The sequence below is a fragment of the Rhodoferax sp. genome, from assembly GCF_028689305.1.
In the GTDB taxonomy this organism is placed as follows: domain Bacteria; phylum Pseudomonadota; class Gammaproteobacteria; order Burkholderiales; family Burkholderiaceae_C; genus Rhodoferax.
In genome coordinates this window covers 1-22139 of the sequence record NZ_JAQTWM010000065.1, presented here as the reverse complement: position 1 = coordinate 22139, position 22139 = coordinate 1, and the positions used below count along the sequence as shown (strand labels likewise).

The window sequence follows — 22139 nt, the reverse complement described above, 5'->3', positions numbered from 1 at the left end:
GTTGACCAAAAAGGGAGGCTGAGTGGAAAAACGACAGATCAAGCGCCAAGAAATGTTGTGGGCAGCGCCAGAACAGGTCAATAGTTCGGACACTCGCTTTGCGAGCGCCGCACATTTCCAACGTTAACCATCCTACCTTCAGGTGATGCCAGAGGCCACTGCGTGCGGCCTGATCGTCCTATACCGGCCACACCACCCCATGGTCGTTCAGGATGGCGTCCAGGGGCATGTCATGCGGCTCGGGCTCAAAGTCGGGCAAAAAGTCGGAGCCAAAGCCCAGCCCCACCGTGAATGGCCGGGGCGACAGGCCCGAGAGCATGCGGTCATAAAAGCCGCCGCCGTAGCCCAGCCGGTAGCCCCCGGCGGCATAGCCCACGCAGGCAACAAACAGCAGCGTGGGCACAATCACCTCGGTGTCCTTGGGTTTGGGGATGCCGTAGGCGTCGTCTTCCATCGGGCAGCCGGGGTACCAGGCGTGAAAAGTCATGGTTTTGTGAACTTTGTCCACCACCGGCAGTCCAATCTTGCGCAACTGGGGTTGTTCGATGAGTTCACCGTCTTCCTTCCAGCGGTGCAAGGCGGGTAGCGGGTCAAACTCCCCTTTGATCGGCCAATAGGCGCCAATCACGGTGTCGGGGCGCCCCACCAGCCAGATGCGCATGACGCGGCGCAGCATGTCCACACGCTGGGCGCGGTCCGGCAGGCGCAGGCGCTGTTCGATCAGCTGTTTGCGCAATGCTTTTTTGTCCAGTACCCTTTTTTCGCCAGAGTTATTCATAATCTCAACATGCAGTTCAAGACGATTTTGACATTGATTGGTCTGGCAGGCCTGCTGGCGCTGCCGGTTGGCGCCGCGCCGACCCCACCGGACAGCGTGCTGCTGGACATGCAGCAGGCGTTCAAGAAGGGGGACGCCAAGCGTCTAGCCACACTGCTGCCGCAGGCTAGCGGCCACGTGTTGCAACCTTGGGCGGCTTACTGGGCACTGCGCGCCCGGCTCGATAGCGCCACGCCTGACGAAGTGAATGAGTTTTTTCGCCAGTACCAGGGCACTTACCAGGAAGACCGGCTGCGCAACGACTGGCTGCTGCTGCTGGGCCAGCGGCGTGACTGGGCCAACTTTGCAGTGGTGGCGCCTGACTACCGCATGAATGATGACCGCGAGGTGCGTTGTTACACCCTGGCCATGGAGAACATTCTGGCTCGGGTCGATCTGGCCGATGAAGTCAAAACCCAGTGGTATAGCCAGAAAGACGCTGGAGATGGCTGTGCGCTGGCGGCACAGAGCCATTTTGCCGCCGGTCAGCTGACGGAAGCCGACATCTGGCTCAAGGCGCGCTTGGCGCTGGATGCCGGCCAGCTCAAGGCCACCCGGCAGGCGGTGGCCATCGTGGCCCCCGATGCCAGCACGGCGCTGAATGAAGCCCTGAGCCACCCGGAGCGTTTTTTACTAAAGCAAGCGCCGTCCAGCCAGCGCCAGAAGCAGGAGCTGGCGGTGCTGGCCCTGATTCGCTGGGCGGACAGCAACGCCGACAGTGCCGCCCAGGCCCTGAGCAGCCGCTGGAGCAAACACCTCAGCAGCGCCCAGCAGGCGTGGGCCTGGGGCGCCATTGGCAAGGAAGCCGCACAAAAGCTCTCGAATGACGCCCTGCGTTATTTCAATCATGCCGCCCCTGACGGCATGAGCGACGAACACCTAGCTTGGCGCGCCCGGGCTGCCTTGCGCCAGCACCAGTGGCGCGACGTGCTCAACGCCATCACCGTCATGAGCCCGCAGACCGCAGCTGATGCCACCTGGGTTTACTGGCGCGCCCGGGCACTGCTGCAGGCCGACCGCAGCGAGGCTGAACACCAGCAGGCCCGCCAGCTGCTGCAGGGCATTGCCGGTGTGCGTGGCTTTTACCCGCTGCTGGCGCAGGAAGAACTGGGCCTGGCCATCACCCCGCCCGAGACACCGACCCCACTGACGCCGCTTGAAAAAGACAACGCGAAAAACAACCCGGGCCTGCAGCGTGCGCTCGCAGCCATCAGCCTGGGCCTGCGCCCCGAGGGTGTGCGCGAATGGAACTACACCACCAACCTGCACCAGCGCGGCGGCATGTCCGACCGTGAACTGCTGGCCGCCGCCGATCTGGCCTGCCAACATGCTGTGTGGGACCGCTGCATCAACACCAGCGAACGCACCCGCAGCGCCATTGACCTGACCCAGCGTTTTCCCATGCCGCACCGGCAGGCCGTGGTGGAACGCAGCCGCGCCATCGGGCTGGACCCGGCTTATGTGTACGGCCTGATCCGCCAGGAAAGCCGCTTCATCACCGACGCCCGCTCCGGCGTGGGCGCCTCCGGCCTGATGCAGGTGATGCCGGCCACCGCCCGCTGGACTGCCAAAAAAATCGGCCTGACCGACTTCAAACCCAACCAGATTACCGAGCGCGACACCAACATTGCCATTGGCACCGGTTACCTCAAACTGGTGCTGGACGACTTTGCCGGCTCCATGCCACTGGCCGCTGCCGCCTACAACGCCGGGCCGGGGCGCCCGCGCAGTTGGCGCGGCAGCAGCGGGGAACGGGTGGTGGAAGCCGCCATCTGGGCCGAGAACGTTCCATTTGCCGAAACCCGCGACTACGTGAAGAAAGTGTTGGCCAACACCACCATTTACGCCGCCATGATCACCGGACAAACCCAATCCCTCAAGGCCCGGCTGGGCCTGATCGGGCCGCGTGATGCGGGCAGCAGCGACAATCAGGAACTGCCTTGAATGCCAGCCGCCTGCCGACGACCTCCCCCTGTCATCCTCACCGCCCTATGAAATACGCCGCGCGCTTCATTCAGCCACTTCTGATACTGGCCGCCTTGAGCAGTCTGACGGCTCAAGCGGCGCCCCCTGCGGCAGGCGGCAGCCGCCTGGAACGCATCCAGGCCGACAAGCTTGTGCGGGTCTGCATCTGGCCGGATTACTACAGCATCACCTACCGCAATCCGAAAACCCAGGTCCTGAGCGGCATTGACATCGACATGGCCAACGAACTCGGCAAGGACCTGGGGGTCGCTGTGCGGTTTGTGGACAGTTCGTTTGCCAAGCTGGTGGACGATGTCACCCAGGACCGCTGTGATGTCGCCATGTTTGCCGTTGGCATCACACCCTTGCGGGCCGAAAAACTGCGCTTTACCCACCCGCACCTGGCCAGCGACATCTACGCGGTCGCCGCCAAGACCAACCGCCGCATCAGGAGCTGGGACGACATTGACAAGGCTGGCTCGGTGGTGGCCGTCGCCAAGGGCACTCTGCACGAACCGGTGATGAAAGACAAACTTCAGGCCGCCCAGTTGCTGGTGCTCGACACCCCCTTTGCCAGGGAGCAGGAGGTACAGTCCGGCCGCGCCGATGTGTTCATGACCGACTACCCTTACAGCCAGCGTTTCCTGGCCAATGCCGACTGGGCCCGGCTGATTTCCCCACCGGGGACATATCACATCACCCCCTACGCTTACGCCCTGAAACCCGGTGATGATGCCTGGCACGCCCGCCTTGAAACCTTCGTGAGTGCGATCAAGCGTGACGGGCGGCTGATGAGCGCCGCCAAGCGCCACAAACTCGACCCCATCGTTGCCCCATGAGTTCGCGCGCGCGCCAGCTCCGGTGGGCTTTTTTTGCCGGATTGACGCTGTTTCTCCTCAGCACACTGACGCTGGCGACGTATTCGTTATGGCGCCTGCGCGCCGACGCCATCACCAACGGTCTGCAGGTCTCGGCCCTGCATTCACGCAGCTTCGAGAATTTTCTGACACAGAGCCTGCGGGTGGCGGAACAGACGGTCTCCAACCTGGCCCTGTCCGGCAACAGCCAGGCAGACCGGCAACACATCCGCGACACCTTTGCCACCACGCTGCGCCACACGCCGTTTTTACGCTCGCTGTCGCTGCAGGACGATACTGGTCGCATCGTGATCAGCTCCAATCCGGCCAACGTGGGTGTCAATGTCGCCACTCAGGCTTATCTGCCACCGGCGGAGGCGCAGGAGATGCTGCGTATTGGCCAGCCCTGGAGTGGCCGGGACTTTGCCAGTGGGCAGGCGTCCACGCCCGATCACCCGGTTCGCGCCGAGGCCCAGGGGTTCATTCCGGTCACCCGCTCCCTGATGGCGGGCGGACACCGCATCTCGCTGCTGATGGCCATCAACCCCGACTATTTCGTCAACCACATGTCGGACACCCTGAGTCCCGAAGCCGGTTCGGTCGAGGTGCTGCGTTACGACGGCACCCTGCTGATGGGGACGGCCCTGGATGCCCGCCCAGGCACATCACACGACCAACTGGTGCAAAACCTGCAACTGGCCACCACCGAATCCGGCGCCTTTGAACAGTCTGCCGAAGATGGCCGGGTGGCCTTGACGGCGTTTTTTGCCTCACGGCTGTACCCCTTTGTGGTCATCACCCGCCTGGACCGTGATCAGGCCCTGCAACAGTGGCGGACCGAGACCAAAACGCTGGTGGGCCTGCTGGTGCCGGCGCTGCTGGTGATTGCCCTGCTGGCAGCCGCCTTTTACCGCCGGCAAATGGACGCGGCCGAACAACGCGCCCAGGCCGACCGGCTGCTGCGCATCAATGCCACGGTGTTCGACGCCAGCTCGGAGTCGATCATCATCACCGACCGCCAGGCCAACATCATTTCAGTCAACGCGGCCTTCACCCGCACCACCGGCTATACCGAGCAGGAGGTCAAGGGCCGCAATCCGCGGCTGCTGAACTCCGGCGCTCAGGACAAGGTGTTCTACAGCCGGTTGTGGGCCGAGCTGCTGGCAACCGGCCAGTGGCAGGGGGAGCTGGTCAACCGCAGCAAGGCCGGGCAGACCTTTGATGCCCATCTGTCGATCAACAGCTCCCGCGACGGACAGGGGCGCCTGCAACACTATGTCGGGGTAGTCACCGACATCACCGAGGCCAGGCAGGCACGCCTGGCGCGCGACGCCGCGCTGAACCGCCTGAGCAAGATTGCCAGCCGTGTGCCTGGGGTTCTTTTCGAGTTGCGACTGCACCCCGATGGCAGCAAGTCATTTCCCTACGTCAGCGACGCCATCCTGCAGTTGTACAACAACCAGGTGAACCAGGCCGACGTGCTCAAGGACGCCTCCAGCGTGTTTGCGCTGATTGAGCCGGACGACCAGCCCGGTGTGCTGGCGTCACTCCAGGAATCGGCCCAGAGCCTGACCCCATGGCAGCATGAATATCGCGTGAAACTGGGTGCGGGCAACACGCGCTGGTTATTGGGCAGCGCCGTACCGCAGCGTGAAACGGATGGCTCGGTTCTGTGGCACGGCATTGTGTCGGACATCACCGAGCGCAAGCAGAACGAGGAAAAACTCGAACTCGCGGCCAGTGTCTTTCACAACTCGCGTGAAGGCATCATGATCACCCGCACTGACGGTAGCATTCTGGACGTCAACGAAGCGTTCACGCACATCACCGGTTATGCCCATGAAGAAGTTGTTGGCCGCAATCCGCGCCTGCTGAGCTCGGGCCGTCAGGATAAGACACATTACGAGGCCATGTGGCGTGACCTGAAACAGAAGGGCCACTGGTACGGCGAGGTTTGGAACCGGCGCAAGAACGGCGAGGTGTATGCCGAAATGCTCACCATCACCACCGTGCGTGATGCCCACAACCAGCCGCGCCATTTTGTCGCGCTGTTTTCGGACATCACCGCCATCAAGGCACATGAGCAGCAGCTTGATCACATCGCCCACTACGACGCCCTGACCAACCTGCCCAATCGGGTGCTGCTGGCCGACCGCCTGCACCAGGCCCTGCTGCAGGTGCAGCGGCGTGGACAGCGGCTGGCGGTGGTGTTCCTGGACCTGGACGGTTTCAAGGGCATCAACGACAGCTACGGCCATGAGGCCGGCGACCACCTGCTGATGGCGATTGCCCACCGCATGAGGTCTGCCTTGCGCGATGGCGACACACTGGCGCGCATCGGTGGTGACGAATTTGTAGCGGTCCTGGTTGATCTGGTGGACAGCAGTGAAAGCATGTCCATGCTCAACCGCCTGCTCGCCGCCGCCGCCGAGCCGGTGCCGTTTGGTGAGGCGACGCTGCAGGTTTCAGCCAGCCTGGGGGTCACGCTGTACCCGCAGGAAGAGGACATTGATGCCGATCAGTTGCAGCGCCAGGCCGACCAGGCCATGTACCAGGCCAAGGTGGCTGGCAAGAACCGCTTTCACTTCTTCGACGCCGTCCATGACCGCACGGTACGCGACCACCATGAAAGCCTGGAGCACATCCGTCGTGCCTTGGCCAATGGCGAACTGGTGCTGTATTACCAGCCCAAAGTCAACATGCGCACCGGTCTGGTCATCGGCGTCGAAGCCTTGATCCGCTGGCACCATCCCGAACGCGGCCTGCTGGCGCCAGCCCTGTTCCTGCCGGTGATCGAAAACCACGCACTGGCGGTGGACGTCGGTGAATGGGTCATCCATGCCGCCATGCAGCAGATGCAACAGTGGCAACACGCGGGCCTGCGGCTGAAGGTCAGCGTCAATGTGAGCGCGCGCCAGTTGCAGCAGCGTGACTTTGTGCCACGCCTGCAGACCATTCTGGCAGCCCACCCCGGTGTGGCGCCAGCCATGTTGGAGCTGGAAGTGCTGGAGACCAGCGCGCTGGAAGACATTGCCCGGGTGACCCACATCATCGAGGAATGCCGGCTGTTTGGCGTGCGTTTTGCACTGGATGACTTTGGCACCGGGTATTCCTCGCTGACCTACCTCAAGCGCTTGCCCGTCGCCTTGCTGAAGATCGACCAAAGCTTTATTCGTGACATGCTCAACAACCCCGATGACATGGCCATCCTCCAGGCTGTCATGGGACTGGCCAAGGCGTTCCAGTGCCAGGTGATCGCCGAGGGCGTTGAAACCGTGGCGCACGGTGTCCAGCTGATGCAGATGGGCTGTGACCTCGGTCAGGGTTATGGCATCTCCCGGCCCATGCCGGCACATGAAGTCGCAGACTGGGTGAAAAACTGGCGCAGTGATCCGGCCTGGCATGCCCAGACCCCGATCTTCGTCAACACCCTCTGAGCGCATACGCTATCCTTGGGTCTTCTGGAGGTCCCATGCTTAAACTTTTCATCGGCAACAAGAATTATTCGTCATGGTCCATGCGGCCCTGGGTCCTGCTCAGGCAGGCGGGCATCCCTTTTGAAGAAGTCATGGTGCGTTTTGACGCGTTCACGCCCGAGTCGCAGTTCAAGGCCACGCTGGCGTCCATTTCTCCCACGGGCAAGGTGCCGGTGCTGGTCGATGGTGATCTGGTCGTGTGGGACACCCTGGCCATTGCCGAGTACGTGGCGGAGCAGTTTCCCGACAAGGCGCTGTGGCCGCTGGACCGAGCCAGCCGGGCGCGGGCGCGCAGCATCTGCGCCGAAATGCACAGCGGCTTTGTCGCCCTGCGCAGCGCCTGCCCGATGAACGTCGAAGCCCATTTGCCAGACACCGGCGCCCTGATCTGGCGCGACCAACCGGCGGTGCGCGTCGACCTGGGCCGCCTGGTCAGCATGTGGCAAACCCTGCTGCGCGAGTCTGGCGGCCCGCTGCTGTTTGGCGACTTCACGGTGGCCGATGCCTACTTTGCCCCGATCTGCATGCGCCTGAAGACCTACGCCCTGCCGGTGCCGCAGGACATCCAAGCCTACATTGAACAGCTCTGTGCCCTGCCCGGTGTGCGCGCCTGGATCGACGGCGCGCTGGCCGAGCAGGACTTCCTGGCCTTTGAAGAGCCCTACCGCCTGCGACGCTGACGCGCGCGCCAACCAGATGCAGACTTACCTGGTCGGCGGTGCGGTGCGCGACGCCCTGCTGGGCCTGCCGGTGAAAGATCGCGACTGGGTGGTGGTGGGTGCCACGCCAGAGTTGCTCATCGGCCAGGGTTATGTGCCGGTGGGCAAGGACTTCCCGGTGTTTCTGCATCCGCGCACCCACGAGGAATATGCGCTGGCCCGCACCGAGCGCAAGACCGCCCCCGGCTACCACGGTTTTGCCATCCATGCCGCCCCCGACGTGACGCTGGAAGAAGATCTGGCCCGCCGCGACATTACTATCAATTCAATAGCAATAGACGCTTGTTATATCCGGGCTAGAGACCAATTTGATCCAAAAAATGTGATCGATCCATGGGGTGGCGTGCAAGACCTGCAGCGCAAGCTGTTTCGCCACGTCAGCCCGGCATTTCGGGAAGACCCGGTGCGCATCCTGCGGGTCGCCCGCCTGGCCGCGCGCTTCACCGACTTCACCGTGGCCGCCGAAACGCAGCAGCTCATGCGCGAGATGGTCAACAGCGGTGAGGTTGACCACCTGGTGGCCGAGCGCATCTGGCAGGAGTTGGCCCGCGGCCTGATGGAAGCCCGGCCATCACGCATGTTTGAGGTGCTGCGCGACTGCGGCGCGCTCCAGCGGCTGCTGCCGGAAGTGGACCAGCTCTGGGGCGTGCCCCAGCGCGCCGACTACCACCCCGAGGTGGACACCGGTGTGCACCTGATGATGGTGCTGGACATGAGTGCCCAACTCCAGGCGCCGCTGGCCGTGCGCGTGGCCTGCCTGTTTCATGACCTTGGCAAGGGCACCACGCCGGCCGACCTGCTGCCGCGTCACATCGGCCACGAAGAGCGCAGCGCCCGCCTGCTCAGAGGTGTGTGTGAACGCCTGCGCGTGCCCACCGACTGCCGCGAACTGGCCGATGTGGTGGCACGTGAACACGGCAACCTGCACCGCAGCGCCAAATTTGGCGCCGGCGCCTTGGTGCGCCTGCTGGAACGCTGCGACGCGCTGCGCAAACCCCAACGCTTTGCCGAGGTGTTATGGGCTTGTGAATGCGACGCCCGGGGCCGGCTGGGCGCCCAGTACTCACCCTACCCGCAGCGCCAACACCTGCTGGACGTGCTGGCCGTCATGCAACAGGTTGATGCAAAAACAATAGCATACAACGCAATGGATACAGGGGCTAAAGGCCAAAAAGTCGGTGAACTGATCCGCCAGGCCAGAGTGGCGGCAGTGCAAGCGACATGGCCCGCACCCGCAACCTCTCACTGAAAACAAGCCCCCGGGTTGAAGCATGGCCACAAGCAGCTGTGCTCGGGTATGCTTGCGCCATGTCTACCTTGCTGATTGTTGAAGACGACGAGCTGTTACGCGACGGCCTGAGCGCCCAGCTGGCGCAGGCCGGGCACACCGTGACCGCTGCCGCCGATGGTGAATTCGCGTTGGCTTTACTGGAAACCAACCGTTTTGATGGTGTGGTGCTGGACTTGGGGCTGCCCAGAATCAGCGGCATGGAGCTGCTGCATTGGATTCGCAAACGACTGCCAGCCCTGCCGGTGCTGATCCTGACCGCGCGTGACTGTGTGGACGACCGGGTCCAGGGCCTCAACGCCGGTGCCGATGATTACCTGACCAAACCGTTTGAGATGGCCGAGTTGCAGGCGCGCCTGGGTGCACTGCTGCGCCGCGCCCGCTTGCCGGCTTTTGGCGGCAGCCTGGAGGTGACCAGCCACAGCGCACGGCGCCTGCGTGTGGATGCCAAGTTGCCGCAGGCCTGGCTGGGTGATGAGCCGCTGGAGCTGACACAGCGCGAATGGGCGCTGCTGTCGCTGCTGGTCACACACGCCGGGCGCGTGGTCAGCCGCGAGGATGTGCTGGAAACCTGGCAGACCGAGCCGGGAGAAGGCGCTGCAGCCGGGGTGGCGTCCAATGCGCTGGAGGTGTATATCCACCGCCTGCGCCGCAAGTTGGTGGATTCGGGGCTGAACATCCGCAATATCCGTGGCCTGGGCTATATGCTGGAGACCACCCAGCCATGAGCAGCGGGGCCGGCAGCCTGCCAGCCGCCTCACCTGGTCAAGGCCTGTCGCTCAAACGGCAATTGTTGCTTTGGCTGCTGTTGCCGCAACTGGTGCTGTTTCTGGTGGGCGGTGCGCTGGCTTACCGGATTGCGCTCAACTACGCCGAAAAAGCCATCGACCAGTCACTGACGCAGTCGGTGCGTTCGCTGGCGCGCCAGGTCAAGCCGGTGGGTTCGGGGCTGCTGATTGATTTTCCGCGCGCGGCCCAGGACATCATTGAACAAGACCCTCAGGACCGGGTCAGCTACATGGTGTCCTCCCCACCGGGACGCTTTTTGCTCGGCAATGACAAGCTGCCCAGTCCGCCGGAAAAAGCCTCACCGTCCACCGGCGAAGCCCTGTTGTACAACGCCCAGGTGGACGGCAAACCGATGCGGGTAGCACTGTTGGAGGTGGATTATGGTGAACCCGGCTCGCCGCAGCGGATGCGGGTGCAGGTGGCCAAGAGTCTGGCGGTGCAACAGCGCCTGACCACGGAGCTGATCGCCGACATGCTGGCGCCCCTGCTGTTGCTGGGGGCGGCACTGAGTGTGCTGGTATATGGTGGTATTTCACGTGGCCTCAAGCCACTGACCCGGCTGCAGGCGCAGTTGGGTAACCGGCGTGAACCGGCCCTGTCGGCCTTGTCCCCGATCGAGATGACCCAGGCGCCGCAGGAGGTGCATGCCCTGGCCGCTGCGGTCAACCAGTTGCTGTCGGCCATACGACGCAGCCTGGGCCAGGAAAAACGCTTCCTGAACGATGCCGCCCACCAGTTGCGCACCCCCCTGGCCGGGCTCATCAGCCAGACCGAACTGGCCCTGACCGAGACGGACCCGGTTGCCCTGCAGGCGCGGCTGAACAAGGTCCTGGCCGGCGCCCGGCGCAGCGCCCATCTGGTGCACCAGTTGCTGTCGCTGGCCCGCAATGAGGTGGAGGTCAAGTTGCAGCCGGTGGACGTGGCCACCCTGGCGCGCGAAGTGGCTCGGGAGTGGACCCCGCAAGCCCTGCAGGCCGACATTGATCTGGGCTTTGAAGGTGACGAGCAGCTGGTGGTCATGGGTGAAAGCATGCTGCTGCGCGAGGCCTTGAACAATCTGATCGACAACGCGCTGGCCTACGCCGGTGCTGGCTGCGAAGTGACCCTGCGCGTGGAACAAAAAGATGGCCGGGTGTTGCTGGAAGTGCAGGATAACGGCGTCGGCCTGTCCGATCAGGACTTGTCACATGTGTTTGAACGCTTTTGGCGTGCCAGCCATGTGCCCGGTGGGTGTGGCCTGGGGTTGGCCATCGTGGCGGAAATCGCCCAGCGGCACGGCGGTCAGGCCAAGGCGCTGGCCGCTGAGCCCCAAGGGCTGCGCGTGCAGTTGTGGTTGCCGGCCATGTCCTCCCCACGGATGGGGTGAGCTGATGGCTGACACAGGTCACGCTTGGTGGTAAAAACAGCATGATGGAACCCCGTCCCAGTCTCGCCATAGCTCAGATCCCCGAAGCCGATCAGTTGGACACCCTGCTGTCCAGCATCAGCCAGGGGGTGTATCTGCTCGGACCGGATGGCCGCATGATGCTGTTCAACCAACGCCTGTGTGAGCTGCTGGAGCTGCCACCGGAGTTTTTTGCCAGCCGCCCCACTCTCAAGGAAATCAACGCTTACCAGATGGCACGGGGTGATTTCGGGCCGGATGCCATGCTGGTGGATGACAACGCGCGCGAGTACGTGCTCAGCGGTGGTTCGGCCCCCATGCCCGCTTCGTTCCTGCGCCAGACCCGCAGTGGTCGCACGCTGGAGGTCAAGACCAAGGTCCTGCCCCAGGGCGGCATGGTACGCACATTCTCCGATGTGACCGACTACGTGCAGGCCGAAGCAGCCCGCAAGCGGGCCAGCCAGTTGCTGTTTGCCACCCAGGCCATCGCCGAACTGGGTGGCTGGGAAACGGATTTCTGCCTGAATCAGGTGACCTGGACCGATGGGGTGTACCGGATTTTTGACACCGCCCCGCAGCTGTTCACCCCCACGCCGGCGACGGTACGACCACTGTTCACGGCTGAGTCCTGGACGATCAGCCAGCGCGCTTACAGCGACACCGTCAACCAACCGACCACGCACGATGTCGAAATCGAGATGATCACCCTCAAAGGGCGGCGCATCTGGGTACATTCGCGCGGCACCACCACCTGGGCCAATGGCCGGGCTGTCAGACACACTGCCATCGTACAGGACATCAGCCAGCGCAAGCTGACCGAACTGGCTTTGCGCGACAGCGAGGCACGCTGGAAGCTGGCGCTGGAGAGCACCGGTGATGGCTTGTGGGACTTGCAGGTGCAGACCGGCGAGGAATACCTGTCACCCAATCTGCTGCGCATGTATGGCTACGAAGAGAACGAACTCAGGCCCAGCATGCATGACCGCGACAACAACACCCATCCGGATGACATCGCCCAAATGCAACGCGACCGCCAAGCTCATCTGGATGGTCTTACCCCCACTTACAGCAATGAACACCGTGTGCGTTGCAAGGACGGCAGCTGGAAGTGGGTGCTGTCGCGCGGCATGGTGATCAGCCGGGACGCCAACGGCAAGCCGCTACGCATGATCGGAACCCACACCGACATCACCGAACGCAAGACCGCCGAAGCAATGATCTGGCAGCAAGCCCACTTTGACCCACTGACCGGACTGCCCAACCGCCGCATGATGCGCGAGCGCCTGAAGCAGGAGCTCAAAAAATGCCGCCGCGACGGTCTGCAACTGGCGCTGCTGCTCATTGACCTGGACCACTTCAAGGAGGTTAACGACACGCTGGGACATGATCAGGGTGACGTTTTGCTGGCCCAGGCGGCGCAGCGTATTGCTGACTGTCTGCGCGAAGTTGACACGGTGGCCCGCATGGGGGGAGACGAATTCACGGTGATCGTGACCGAGCTGCAGGATGCCAGCCACCTGGAGTCCATCCTGCGGAAGCTGTTGCATGCACTGGGCGCGGTGTTCCAGTTGGGACTGGAGCAGGTGTTTGTGTCGGCCAGCATCGGGGTCACGATTTACCCCGGTGATGGCACCGAAATTGAAAACCTGCTGAAAAACGCCGATCAGGCCCTGTATGTTGCCAAGGGGGCCGGGCGCAATCGCTTCAGCTTCTTTACCCCGGCGCTGCAGGAAGCTGCCCAACTGCGTGCCCAATTGACCAGTGACATGCGTTTTGCGCTGGCGGCGCAGCAATTCCTCGTGATGTACCAGCCTATTGTCGAGCTGGCCACCGGCTCCATCCACAAAGCCGAGGCGCTGGTGCGCTGGCAACACCCCAGCCGCGGGCTGATCAGCCCGTCAGAGTTCATTCCGGTAGCCGAATCCAGCGGGTTGATTGTGGGGTTGGGCGAGTGGGTGTTCCAGCAGGCTGCAGACCAAGTTCGGGCCTGGCGCGCACAGCTGCACCCACAGTTCCAGATCAGTGTGAACAAGTCCCCGGTACAGTTCGAGAATCCCAACCCCGCACACCTGCCATGGATTGAACAATTGGCACAACGCGGGTTGAGTGGTGACAGCATCGTGGTCGAAATCACCGAAGGCTTGCTGCTGTCCACCAGCGACGGAGTGATTGAACAGCTGCTGAGACTCAACGACGACGGCATCCAGGTGTCGCTGGATGACTTTGGTACGGGTTATTCGTCACTGGCCTACCTGCAAAAATTTGACATTGACTTCATCAAGATCGATCAGTCATTTGTGCGCCAGCTGGTGGCAGGCTCCACCGACCTGGCACTGTGCCAGGCCATCATTGCCATGGCCCACGCCCTGGGCATGAAGGTGATTGCCGAAGGTGTTGAAACCGAACTTCAGCGTGATCTGCTGGCTTCGGCAGGCTGTGACTACGGGCAAGGCTACCTGTTCTCGCGCCCGGTGCCTGCAGCCGAGTTTGAGGCGTTCACACGTCGACGGACTGCCTGACTCCTGCGTTTCCACGGATCGGCACATCCGAGGAAATATTGGTGGGTTTTGACCCACATCAAAACATATGCTTACCACAGTTTCACAATGAAACCATGTCGCCAGCTCGCTTGAGTGGTTACATTTTTTAGGAGCTTGGTCATGAAAAATACCTCATTGCATCGCGGGTTGGCATTGGTTTTCGCCAGCTGTCTGGCTGCAGCGTCCATGTCCGTGCAGGCTGCCCCCAAAGGGGCCAAAGCCATTTTTGACAGTGGTGGTGGCGGTGGCACCATCGGCATGTCGGTCAACACGCCCCGCCCAGCGACCCCGTCGGCGGAACCTGTCGCGGAGAAGTATGTCGGCATTTCCTATCAAATACTGACGATAGGCGAAGATGGGCAGATGCGTCCTGTCTCGAAGAGTCGCACCTTCCGGTCCGGTGAACGTGTCAGGATTCTTGCCAGTACCAATCGTCCTGGTTATCTGACGGTAGCTAATATTGGGACCTCCGGACGCATGACCGTGCTGTTCAGCGAATATGTCGAAGCTCGCAAGCTGACCCAGATCCCGCAGAACAGCAATTTGCGTTTTGACTCGAACCCCGGTACGGAGAACATTCTGATCATGCTCTCCAATGAGCCAAGTCCACTGGCAGCTCCCGCCAATCAGACCGTATCGGCTCCGCCACCGCCCCCGACGTATCCAACACAAGTGTCGGCCCCGCCGCCACCGCCCGCTTATCCAGCCCAGGTGTCTGCACCGTATGTGCCGCCTCCACCGATGCCGGACGCAACCTCCCAGACAGCGGGTTCCTCGGTGCCAGCTTATCCGGCCTTGCCGCCTGATCAGGCCAGCGCCAGTCTGGTTGCTTCGCTGGAAGGCGCCAAGAGCCTGAAGGCCAAAGGGTCCAAGGACCTGATGGTGGAAGACAGCATGAACAGCTCCTATGCCGTCGTGTCGCCCAAGCAAGGTGGCTACAAGGCCGTAAGCGGGGGCGCCAAGGACTTGATCATGGAGTCATCAGCTGACGGCATGAATTACGGTCTGGTCCCGGTGGCTGCCGTTTCCGGTGGTGGCATCCTGACCTTGGAAATCAAGCTGAAACACCGCTAACCCTTTCAGGTGGTTCAGGCCACCTGCTGGCATCAGGCGTTTCCACTCAACAACGATGACGGGGCGATATGACCCAGGAGATTTTTCAAATGAAAACGATCACAACACGCGCTGTTTCTGCAGTCATGGTACCCGTCATGCTGGTGGCTTGTGCCGCCCTCCCGCCACCGGGAACCAAACTCACCGAACAGGAACGGGCCGAAGCCCAGAAGAACTGCATTAACCAGTATGTTGTCGGGGGTGCCATTGGCGGTGCCCTGCTGGGCATGCTGGTTTCCAGCAGAAATGACCGCGCACAAGGTGCCGTCGTTGGTGCCATTGCTGGCGGTGCTCTTGCTTACAGCATCGCCTGGGGCAAGTGCCTGAAGTACTACTCGGACACCAACAGCTTCCCGGTGGCAGACGCCCGTCAAACTGCAGCGTCGGTGGGGTATACCGCCAGCCGCGGCAACGAGGTCCGCATCCAGAACTTCACGGTAACGCCCAGCCAGATCGCACCGGGCGGCAACCTCAAGCTCAGTGGCTCCTACTATGTGATGGCGCCCGATGGACAGCAAGAGGTCAAAGTTGTTGAAACCCGGACCGTGCACTTCTTTGACCCCAGTGCCAACGAGTGGAAAGAGCTGGGCTCGGAAACCACACCCATCACCGCAGCCCTGGGCACTCGCCGTTCTGAAGGGCAGACGGGTATGCCAACCGAAGTGGCCGAGGGACGTTATCGCGTCACCTTCAAGGTCAGTGCCCTGGGCCGTGAAGACCAAGCGTCACAAGAGGTTGTCATCAAAAAGACTTGAGTATCGAGGCACCTTATGAACCGCCTTCATCTTCGCTTGATTTGGCTGGTGTCGGCATTTTGGTTGGCACTCGCTATGCCAGCGGCTGCCCAAACCGAGCCATCTCCGGTCACCGGCCAGCATCTGCAAGCCATCAACTCGTCGTTCGCCCGCAACGGCATCGCCTATGGTCGCGTCGAGTTTGATGCTTATGGTCGCGTGATGCTCAAAGGGGACTACGCCGACGAACCTGAAGTGGACAAAGCCTTTTCCCTGGCGCAGGTTGCTGTCGGTGTCAAATGGGTGTCCCCGGTCACCCCCGAGAATATTCGCGTCAAGACCTGGGAGAAGAAACTGGGCAGCCTGTTTGCCCGTGCCAATGTGCTGAGTCCGCCAGTACGTGGTGATGTCGCTCCTGGCCCCATCCGCAATCGATACGCGCTGGTCGTGGGGGTGGGGCGTTTCAAATACGGCATCAATCCACTGGAATATGCTGCGCGCGATGCGTTTTCCTTCTATCAATTTCTGACGGACCCACGTCGAGGCCAGTTTCGCCCCGAAAACGTCATCTTCCTGACCGATGAAAGCGCTACCCGTGCCAACATCAGCAACGCACTGAACAAGCTGCGGCAATTGGCAGGTGAAGATGATTTGGTTACTGTCTACCTGAGCAGCCATGGTAGCCCGCCGGATAAAAAGGGGGCGGTCAACATCGTCACGCACGATACCGAGACCAAGCCGCGTGAACGCATCTGGTATACCTCCATCACCGAAGACATGCTGAAAGAGTTTGTGGAGGGCATCCGAGCCAAACGCCTGGTCATGGTGCTGGACACCTGCTACAGCAATGGTGCTTACCGCGCCGTACCCGGTTTCCTGCCCCCCGGAGGCAAATCTCTGGGCGCTGACGACAACGAAGGTTACGGCATCAGCAACGACTACAGCCGGCGAGTCCTGGGCGGCGCCAAGGATCTGGTGCTGGAAGACGAGACACCCAAGGCTGGTGTTGCCAAATCCATGAACACCGGTCCGATTGAACCCTATGGCAAGGTTCTCATCGGGGCAAGCGGCTCAGGCGAGCAGTCGTGGGAGTCGGAACAGTTGCGCAACAGCATCTTCACCTACTATTTTGTCGACGGATTGAATCGTTATGGTGGCTCGGTGCAGCAGGCTTTCAACTACGCCAAGCCACGTGTGGTCAGCCGCGTCAAGGAAGAGAAGGGGCGTGACATCGACCAGAACCCGCAAGCCATGGCCACGAGTCCCAACTGGGACATGCGGCTGACACAAGTCACGACACGATAACCATTACCGAGGATTGATCATGCGCCACAACACCCGCTCAACTTCTCCATTGCTGATCGCATTGATTGGCAGCATCATCGCTCTGGCTGGATGCGACAAGATGCCAAACATGAGTAAACCGGAACAGGCGCCGGCGCCAGCCCCGGTTGCCGCACCGGCTCCAGCAGTGGTTGCAGCCAGTGCGTCAGCACCCACGCCAGCACCTGCGGCCACGTCGCCATCCACCGGCCCCAGTCTGGAGGTCAGCAGTCACATCAAGCAGGCCTTTGCCTATATCGGCATCGCCAAGAATGCACGTGACGTGGCGATCCGCGAAGAGAACATTGACAACGCCCTGAAGGAGTTTTCTCTGGCCATCCAGAAAGACCCCAAATACGCGGAAGCCTACTCCAACCGCGCGGTGGCTTACATGCAACAGAAGAAGTTCAACAAGGCCGAAGACGACCTGAGGCAGGCCAAGGAATTGGCGCCCGACAGCCCGTCCGTGCGATACAACTATGCCAGCTTGCATTCGCTCAAAGGTAATGTGGACCTGGCTCTGGACGAAATTGATGCAGCCTTGACCAAAGGGTTTACCGACTACGACGCTTTGCGCCTGGACCCGGATTTGGTCAATGTCCGCAAACACCCGGAATTCCGCAAGATCCTTGAAAAACACAAGGTATTCATTGTCAAGTGAGTGACCCGCGGCGTTAATTCAGACAAACAACCATGACCTGGTCCTACCATGAACACCCATCTGCCAGGTGCATACCCGTCGCTTGTCAGGAGAACCGCTTGTGAAGGCGTCGCACTGACGGTCTCCGGCGACAACACCCACCATCAAACCTTCTTTTTGCGGTTACTCAAGCAGATACTGGTATTTCTGCTTTTCCCGACAGCCGCTTTTGCCTGGACTGAGGGGCTTCAGCAGGCAGCGCAAGCCGTGGCCTTTGGCCAGGCCACACCAGCGCAGGAAATGATGGTTTTCCTGAACAACCGGGAAATCAACCTGCTGGCACAGGAGGGGAAACTCACCGACCTGGTTTACGCATCCTGTCAGGACCAGTTTTTCCGACTCAATGAAAAATTTGTCCATCAGGCCGTTGCCGGGACGGACCTCAAAGTCAGTATCAGTGATGCCAAACTCAACCCAGGCACCGACACCGATGTCAATGTCTCGACCAGCAGCGGAAAAAAGCTGACCCTCGAAGACATCCAGACGGTGGAAGGCAAATACGATGCAGCGGTCAGACGCCACTTCGCCGACCAAAAGCTCGACGTACCCAAGTCGCGCATCGACACCAATACTGACTTCATGCCGCATCCTGACCACACCACGCAGGCAGAATTCGAGAAGATTGCCAACCACATCAACAACAACCACGGAACTGCCTACACCGACCCCAAAGCCGCCTCGGCCCAGAGCAAGCTGGGGACCGGACAAAACATCGGTCTGGACGAGGCGTCGTCGTTCAGCTCAACCATGAAGGACATGGCCAACACAAAAGTCAATGGAGCCAAGTCTTTGCGCGACCAGGCACGAACGGTACGCGCTTCGGATCCTGCCAAGGCAGAAATGCTCGAAGCGCAGGCGGCCCAATATGAGTACCAAGCCGCCAAATACCATGAGCGGCTCACCAAGCTCGATCAACAGTTACGCAAGCAATATGGACTGCCCGAGAAAAGCGGTACGAGCGCCATGGACGACGCAGCCGAAAAAATTGCCCGCATCGGCCGCAATCCCTACAGTGCCAGGGACGCTGCCACGGTACGCAATCTGCACCAGAACGCACTCCAGAGTTCGACCGACGACCTGATCGATACGATGCTGAAGATCGCCAAGAAAAATCCATCGCGCCTGGCTGAAATACGGCAACTTGTCGCCAGGGAAGCGAGTACGCTGCCAATGAACCGGGCAGCCCAGGCCATGACACGTCTGGACAGTACCGTCAAGCAGATCGGATCAGCCGCCAAATGGGCCACCTTCAAGGACAGCGTCAAGAACCTCAGTGGCATCAAGCAGATGACCAAACTGTCCGTGGTCATGACCGCTGGAGGCGCACTGCTCATGGGTCATGAAGGTGTTCAGGTCGCGCTGAACAACGTCAAGGCAACCGACACCCTGTGGGATTTTTTCAAAAGCTGCTACCAACACGCTGCGTGGGAGGGCACCGGCATCGGTCCGGCTTTTGATCGCGCCCAGGCGGAAGAACTGGAACGCTACATGAAGGAGTTCGAGGATGGTACCAATCCGTCCATGGCCAAGCATGTGACATTCACCATACTCAAATCAGGGGTGTACTTGGGACAGGATGTGCTGATCGGCGTGCTGTATCTGCCCGACACGATCTGGGAATACTTCACCCAGGAAAAGGAGATGGAGGCCTACGCCGCCATGCAAAATGACCTGGCCAAGGTCATGCATCAGATGGTTCTGGACCGCCAAGCCTATGACAAGATGATGACCCAGATGCGCAAGCTTGGCCTGCATGATGAGGATGTCAAACCTTTCCTGGACTGCTTGTGCCGGAACTGCGGTGGCAGCTTGGGTGGTCTCTACAACCCGGGGTTCAAAGGGGAATACGGCCGTGGTCCTTGCCAGTGCAACGGACCGCTGACCATCTGGAAAACACCTCTGCCCACCCAGGACAAAAAGACCCAATATGCCTGCTTCAACCAGATCACCAAAATGCGTTATGACGAAGCGCAGGACATCTTCAACAAGTGGCATCAGCAAGCCTTGACCGAAAACGCCAATGCAGTCCAGGAGGACATGAAAGCCATCAAGGATGCCATCACAAGCAGAAAAATGCAGGAAGACGAAGAGACCGCGCGCCACATTTCTGACCAATTCAACGCCATCAAGGATCTACTCCGTCCGGAGGACGTGGACTATGTTCGTGCCATGGTCGGCCCCTATCTGGCCAACTACGCTGCGCGCAATGTGGAGGCGGGGAATATCCCTCGTGCGCTGGATAACCTTGATCGTGTGCTCAACAAGATCGGCACCCGTCATCCGCAGGAGGAAGCCAACCATCAGGCGGCCAGACGTCAGTATGAGCAATGGGGCAAGACCTGGCAGGAAACCGAAAGCAAACACTTTCCCAGCATCCATACCCTGGTACAAAAAAATCAGGTGCAGCGGGCCGGTGCAGAAATCGAAAGCCTTGAGTACAGAATGCTCAAGGAGTTCCCGCGCGTTCTGCCACCAGCGGTGAAGGATCCGGATTTCGTGGCACTCAAAGACCAGGTCCAAAACCTGCAAAAATCTTATGCATCAGCCTTGCGTGAGGCATGGCAAAAGTCGTCGGAGCTGCAAAAATCACGCGATCCCCGCGGAGCCATTCCGGTTCTCCAACATGTTGTGGCACACTGGGAGCATCGGACAGATACCTTGCGTGATCTGAATGGGCAAATCGCCTATGACCAGTCGGAGGTTGCCAAAGCCGATGCGCTCAAAAAACGCGGAATGCAGTCCGAAGAACAGGGCGCACTGGCCCAGGCGATTGAACTGTACGCAGCCAGTCTGGCTATCCAGCGCGATGAGGGGCTTGAACACAAAATACAAGGCCTCAAGTCAGAACTGGTCAAACAACAAACCCGAATGGCGCAAGCAAAGCAGCTTCGCGACCAGGGGCAGCTGCTGCAACAACAAGGCCGGATTCCCGAAGCGATCTCAAAGTATCGCGAAAGCCTGAAGCTGATGCCCGACCCCAAACTGGAACAGCACATTCAAACGCTGGAACACCAGTTGCAAGCAGAACAGCAGAAAAAAGCCTTGGCACAGCAACTGCGTACGGAAGGCGAGGTATTCCAGCGCCAGAACCAGCTCGCCAACGCCGTTGCCAAATACCGAGAAAGCCTGAGACTGGTGCCCGACCTGAACCTGGAACGTCATATACAGACCCTGGAGAGCCAGCTTCAAGCGCAACAGCACAGGATTGAACAGGCGAAACGACTGCGCGCCGAAGGCGAAGTCCTGCAACGTCAAAACCACATTCGTGAGGCCATTGGCAAATACCGTGAAAGTCTGGCCCTGGTGCCAGACCCGGCTTTGCAGGCCCATATTGAAGCGCTCGAACGATCCCTGCAAAAGCCGGCAACACCGCCGACACCTGTGCCTGCCTCACCTGGAGGCCGGTCCTACACGTCGATTGAGCCAGCACACCCCATTCCGGTACTTCCGCCAAAAGTTGATCCGGCTGGCACCGGGCCACAGCCGCCTGCACCAACCAGTCAACCCAAAACCGACTACTGCAAAAACTACACAGCACTGGCCGTGACCCGTCAACATGAGAATGTCCAGCGTGGATGCGGGTTCACAGGCAACCGCTGGCATACCAGTGAAAGCGGCCATTACAACTGGTGTATGGGGGTTTCTCTGGACCTGTCGGCTTCCGAGACCCAAGGGCGTGACCAGGACTTGCAGGGCTGCAACAAACCCGCTGCTATTCCGACCACCCGTCCCAAAGTGCTCTACGACAACGGCAATATCTCAGGGGTCTACAACCTGCCGACCCGGCCCACCACCTTCAATCTGAGCCGTCCGGCCACGATCACCAGCATCGTCAACTACCACTGGAACAACGCACGCGGCAGCTCCCGCACTGGCACGATCTCGCTGCGTGATACCTCCGGCCATGTCTACGGCCCCTGGCCCACGACCGGCACCCCGGGACAAGGTGGTGTGCCCAATGCCTACTGGACCGCCCGGCCCAATCTCCAGATCCCTGCCGGCAATTACACCGTGGTGGATTCCGACCCCGCCAGCTGGGCGCAAAACAGTGGCTCCAGCGGCGCAGGACACACTCGTATTGAAGGGTATTGATGTTGGCGACTCAATCGCCAGCTGTGCTGAGACAGTGCAAGTGCCATCCGTTATGTAAAAGTGCAGCCGCCTCACCCGGCAAAGGAATCTTATGATGTGCTTTGACGTCGACCTGCGACGATACCCCTCGGTTATCTTGTTGTCACTGCTGTGGTGCCTGCTCTGTTGGGTATCTCCGGCACAGGGGCAAATTCCTGCCGCCATCGACAACAACTTGTTGCAGTGGGCTCAGGGCAAAGATCCCGACGCAGCAGCTGAGTCGGTGTTCCGATTGCTGGATCTGGTCGGAGGTCGCGGCAACAATGCCAGCGAAAAGGAGATTGAAAAAGCCTTCGGAGATGC

15 protein-coding genes are annotated in these 22139 nt (G+C 60.7%); 14 read left to right on the top strand and 1 reads right to left on the bottom strand.

The features are described from left to right. Positions 1 to 178: 178 nt before the first annotated feature. Entirely contained in the window at positions 179 to 751 is a 573-nt protein-coding gene (locus PHW99_RS13100) for a 5-formyltetrahydrofolate cyclo-ligase (RefSeq protein ID WP_300178207.1), read from the bottom strand. Positions 752 to 787: 36 nt separating this feature from the next. Between PHW99_RS13100 and PHW99_RS13095 the strand changes: the two genes are divergently transcribed. The 14 genes from PHW99_RS13095 to PHW99_RS13030 all read left to right on the top strand — a co-directional run. Beyond that, entirely contained in the window at positions 788 to 2761 is a 1974-nt protein-coding gene (locus PHW99_RS13095; protein ID WP_300178201.1) for a lytic transglycosylase domain-containing protein, read from the top strand. A gap of 47 nt (positions 2762 to 2808) precedes the next feature. After that, positions 2809 to 3621, top strand: a complete 813-nt coding sequence (locus tag PHW99_RS13090; protein ID WP_300178198.1) for an ABC transporter substrate-binding protein — start codon at positions 2809 to 2811, stop codon at positions 3619 to 3621. Continuing rightward, positions 3618 to 7076: an EAL domain-containing protein gene (locus PHW99_RS13085; protein WP_300178195.1), complete on the top strand. Its 3459-nt coding sequence runs from the start codon at positions 3618 to 3620 to the stop codon at positions 7074 to 7076. The genes PHW99_RS13090 and PHW99_RS13085 overlap by 4 nt, the downstream gene beginning before the upstream one ends. 35 nt (positions 7077 to 7111) lie before the next feature. Further along, positions 7112 to 7795, top strand: a complete 684-nt coding sequence (locus PHW99_RS13080) for a glutathione S-transferase family protein (protein WP_300178192.1) — start codon at positions 7112 to 7114, stop codon at positions 7793 to 7795. A gap of 16 nt (positions 7796 to 7811) precedes the next feature. Further along, complete coding sequence (locus PHW99_RS13075; protein ID WP_300178204.1) at positions 7812 to 9083, top strand: multifunctional CCA addition/repair protein; 1272 nt, start codon at positions 7812 to 7814, stop codon at positions 9081 to 9083. Between the two features lie 59 nt (positions 9084 to 9142). After that, positions 9143 to 9850 (top strand): response regulator transcription factor, encoded by a 708-nt coding sequence (locus PHW99_RS13070; RefSeq protein ID WP_300178189.1) that lies wholly within the window; start codon positions 9143 to 9145, stop codon positions 9848 to 9850. Next, complete coding sequence (locus tag PHW99_RS13065; protein WP_300178186.1) at positions 9847 to 11277, top strand: sensor histidine kinase; 1431 nt, start codon at positions 9847 to 9849, stop codon at positions 11275 to 11277. The genes PHW99_RS13070 and PHW99_RS13065 overlap by 4 nt, the downstream gene beginning before the upstream one ends. A gap of 41 nt (positions 11278 to 11318) precedes the next feature. Beyond that, the gene (locus PHW99_RS13060) at positions 11319 to 13814 is read left to right on the top strand and encodes an EAL domain-containing protein (protein WP_300178184.1); all 2496 of its coding nucleotides are present in this window, start codon (positions 11319 to 11321) and stop codon (positions 13812 to 13814) included. A gap of 141 nt (positions 13815 to 13955) precedes the next feature. Beyond that, positions 13956 to 14909, top strand: coding sequence for a DUF4384 domain-containing protein (locus PHW99_RS13055; RefSeq protein WP_300178182.1), 954 nt, complete (start codon positions 13956 to 13958; stop codon positions 14907 to 14909). Positions 14910 to 14998: 89 nt separating this feature from the next. Next, entirely contained in the window at positions 14999 to 15703 is a 705-nt protein-coding gene (locus PHW99_RS13050; RefSeq protein ID WP_300178175.1) for a glycine zipper 2TM domain-containing protein, read from the top strand. A gap of 75 nt (positions 15704 to 15778) precedes the next feature. Continuing rightward, entirely contained in the window at positions 15779 to 16987 is a 1209-nt protein-coding gene (locus PHW99_RS13045) for a caspase family protein (protein WP_300178172.1), read from the top strand. 109 nt (positions 16988 to 17096) lie between these two features. After that, entirely contained in the window at positions 17097 to 17666 is a 570-nt protein-coding gene (locus tag PHW99_RS13040; RefSeq protein ID WP_300178169.1) for a tetratricopeptide repeat protein, read from the top strand. A gap of 48 nt (positions 17667 to 17714) precedes the next feature. Then, the gene (locus tag PHW99_RS13035; RefSeq protein WP_300178166.1) at positions 17715 to 21797 is read left to right on the top strand and encodes a hypothetical protein; all 4083 of its coding nucleotides are present in this window, start codon (positions 17715 to 17717) and stop codon (positions 21795 to 21797) included. 91 nt (positions 21798 to 21888) lie between these two features. Next, a partial coding sequence (locus tag PHW99_RS13030; protein ID WP_300178164.1) for a hypothetical protein occupies positions 21889 to 22139 on the top strand: 251 nt, incomplete at its 3' end.

Coding starts and splice junctions, on each gene's coding strand:
- PHW99_RS13095 (WP_300178201.1), top strand. CDS start 788: ATGCAGTTCAAGACGATTTTGACATTGATTGGTCTGGCAGGCCTGCTG.
- PHW99_RS13090 (WP_300178198.1), top strand. CDS start 2,809: ATGAAATACGCCGCGCGCTTCATTCAGCCACTTCTGATACTGGCCGCC.
- PHW99_RS13085 (WP_300178195.1), top strand. CDS start 3,618: ATGAGTTCGCGCGCGCGCCAGCTCCGGTGGGCTTTTTTTGCCGGATTG.
- PHW99_RS13080 (WP_300178192.1), top strand. CDS start 7,112: ATGCTTAAACTTTTCATCGGCAACAAGAATTATTCGTCATGGTCCATG.
- PHW99_RS13075 (WP_300178204.1), top strand. CDS start 7,812: ATGCAGACTTACCTGGTCGGCGGTGCGGTGCGCGACGCCCTGCTGGGC.
- PHW99_RS13070 (WP_300178189.1), top strand. CDS start 9,143: ATGTCTACCTTGCTGATTGTTGAAGACGACGAGCTGTTACGCGACGGC.
- PHW99_RS13065 (WP_300178186.1), top strand. CDS start 9,847: ATGAGCAGCGGGGCCGGCAGCCTGCCAGCCGCCTCACCTGGTCAAGGC.
- PHW99_RS13060 (WP_300178184.1), top strand. CDS start 11,319: ATGATGGAACCCCGTCCCAGTCTCGCCATAGCTCAGATCCCCGAAGCC.
- PHW99_RS13055 (WP_300178182.1), top strand. CDS start 13,956: ATGAAAAATACCTCATTGCATCGCGGGTTGGCATTGGTTTTCGCCAGC.
- PHW99_RS13050 (WP_300178175.1), top strand. CDS start 14,999: ATGAAAACGATCACAACACGCGCTGTTTCTGCAGTCATGGTACCCGTC.
- PHW99_RS13045 (WP_300178172.1), top strand. CDS start 15,779: ATGCCAGCGGCTGCCCAAACCGAGCCATCTCCGGTCACCGGCCAGCAT.
- PHW99_RS13040 (WP_300178169.1), top strand. CDS start 17,097: ATGAGTAAACCGGAACAGGCGCCGGCGCCAGCCCCGGTTGCCGCACCG.
- PHW99_RS13035 (WP_300178166.1), top strand. CDS start 17,715: ATGAACACCCATCTGCCAGGTGCATACCCGTCGCTTGTCAGGAGAACC.